The sequence below is a fragment of the Micromonospora sp. KC721 genome, from assembly GCF_004348355.1.
In the GTDB taxonomy this organism is placed as follows: domain Bacteria; phylum Actinomycetota; class Actinomycetes; order Mycobacteriales; family Micromonosporaceae; genus Micromonospora.
Genome location: NZ_SMJY01000368.1, coordinates 1 through 2,033, shown reverse-complemented (window position 1 = coordinate 2,033; position 2,033 = coordinate 1). Strand labels below are relative to the sequence as shown.

Annotated in this window: 3 protein-coding genes; all 3 read right to left on the bottom strand. The window is 75.0% G+C overall.

The genetic code is table 11. The features are described from left to right. The coding region (locus E1182_RS30375; protein WP_132271165.1) for a glycosyltransferase family 9 protein at positions 1–757 on the bottom strand (757 nt) is incomplete at its 3' end. Beyond that, positions 754–1,458, bottom strand: a complete 705-nt coding sequence (locus tag E1182_RS30370; protein ID WP_132271164.1) for an SDR family oxidoreductase — start codon at positions 1,456–1,458, stop codon at positions 754–756. The genes E1182_RS30375 and E1182_RS30370, both read right to left, overlap by 4 nt. After that, on the bottom strand, positions 1,455–2,033 hold a 579-nt coding region (locus tag E1182_RS30365; protein ID WP_165942774.1), incomplete at its 5' end, for an adenylyltransferase/cytidyltransferase family protein. The genes E1182_RS30370 and E1182_RS30365, both read right to left, overlap by 4 nt.

The following is a 2,033-nucleotide window of genomic DNA, read 5'->3' as shown; positions in this document are numbered from 1 at the left end:
GGCCGAAGATCAGCACCGAGGGGGTGGCGTACCCGGTGGCCAGGTGTCCGATGCCGGTGTCGCCGCTGACCACGAGCCGGGCGTGGGCGACCAGCGCGGCCAACTCGCCCAGGTCGGTCCGCCCGGCCAGGACGACCTTCGGCGGCAGCCCGGCGGCGGCGGCCACCCGCGCGGCCAGGTCACGCTCGACCGCCGAGCCGGTCACCACCACCCGGTGGCCCCGCCCGGCCAGTTCCCGGGCCAGCGCGGCGAACCGCCCGGCCGGCCACCGCTTCTCCGGCGCCTTGCTGCCGGGATGGACGATCGTGACGCCGACCGGCATCTGACCCGGAGCGGGTCGCCGCAGGGCAAGGTCGGTGCGGTCGGCGGGGATGCCGTACCAGGCGAGCAGCCGGCACCAGCGGTCGACCTCGTGTTCCTCGGCGAACCACGCGGGGCCGTCGAGGTGCCCGGCCTCGGGGTTGGCGAAGGCCAGCAGCCGGCGTGGGCGGAGGTCGGCGAGCATCCGGTGTGACTGCGGGCCGCGCCCGTGCAGGTTGACCGCGAGTTGCGGCGGTGCGCCGGTGCGGGCCAGCTCGCCCAGTCCGTCCGTGGCCAGCAGCCGGTCGACCCCGCCGATCAGGTCGGCCAGCGGCGTGAGCCAGGCCGGCGCGGCCAGTGCCAGCTCCTGGTCGGGGTACGCGGCCCGCAGCGCGCGCAGTGCCGGTACCGCCGTGGCCAGATCGCCCACCCCGAGGGCACGCAGCACGAGGATCACGGCCAGGACGTTTCCCGCTCGGCGCAGACCACCAGTTCACGCACGGCGCAGCCGGGCGGCTGGGACAGCGCGAACATGACCGCGGCGGCGGTGTCGGCCGGGTCGTTGAGGTTGGCGTCCGGGCCGGGTTTGTACTCCGCGTCACGGTCGTCGAAGAACGCGGTACGCATCCCACCGGGGACCAGCAGGGTCACCCCGACCCGGCCGGCCAGCTCGGCGGCCAGAGCGCGGGTGAAACCGACCACCCCGAACTTCGCCGCGCAGTACGCGGTGGCGTCACTGACCGCCTTGACCCCCAGCGTCGACGCCACCGTCACCACCGTGCCATGCGAGCGTTCCAGGTACGGCAGCGCGGCGCGGACCACCGCGGCGGTGCCGAGCAGGTTGACCGCGACGATCCGGTCCCAAACGGCCCCGTCCACATCGGCCAGCTTCCCCGGCACGTCCACCCCAGCAGCGGTGACCACACCAGCCAACCCACCGGCCTCAGCCGCGATCCGCCGGGTCGCCTCCTCAGCCGCCCGCGTGTCCGCCAGGTCACACTCGACCCACGACACCCCACCAGCCGGCGCCTGCCGATCCAACACCAACGGCCGCCCACCCGCCTTCGCCACCGCCGTCACCACCGCCGCGCCCAGACCACTCGACCCACCCGTGACGAGTACCGTCGGCCCGGCACCGGGTGCTGCGCTGCTGGTCATCGTGTTCCTTCCGTCTTGAGCCGAGCGGCCCGGCCGGTGCCGGTGGGGGCCACACGCCGCTCGCCGCGGGCCGCCGCGATCATGTCCGTGGTGGAGCGCCCGTGCAGGTAGGGCACCACCACCGTTTGTCCACCCCACCGGCGCAGCACCTCCGCCTCCGGCAGGGCGGAGCCGTCACCGCCACCGGTGGCGTAGTCGCCGCCCTTGACCCAGATGTCCGGACGCAACCAGCTCAGCGCGGCGTGCGGGGTCGGCTCGTCGAAGACCAGCACCGCGTCCACGCAGCTCAACGCCGCCAACAGGCGACTGCGGTCACCCTGGGACACCACCGGGCGGTCCGGACCCTTCAGCCCGGCGACGCTGGCGTCGGAGTTGAGGCAGACGACCAGGCAGTCGCCGAGCTGCCGGGCGGCCTGAAGGGTGGCGACGTGCCCGGCGTGCAGCAGGTCGAAACAGCCGCCGGTGGCCACCACCGTCCCGCCGGCCGCGCGTACCTCGGCCACCACCGCGCCGGCCGCCGCCACCCCGATCCGCTCCCCACCCCCGGCGAGCACCACCGGTGGGGCGGTGTGGAC

Bases quoted from the DNA above. Each gene is read 5' to 3' on its own strand.
- E1182_RS30370 (WP_132271164.1), bottom strand. From the start codon at position 1,458: ATGACCAGCAGCGCAGCACCCGGTGCCGGGCCGACGGTACTCGTCACG.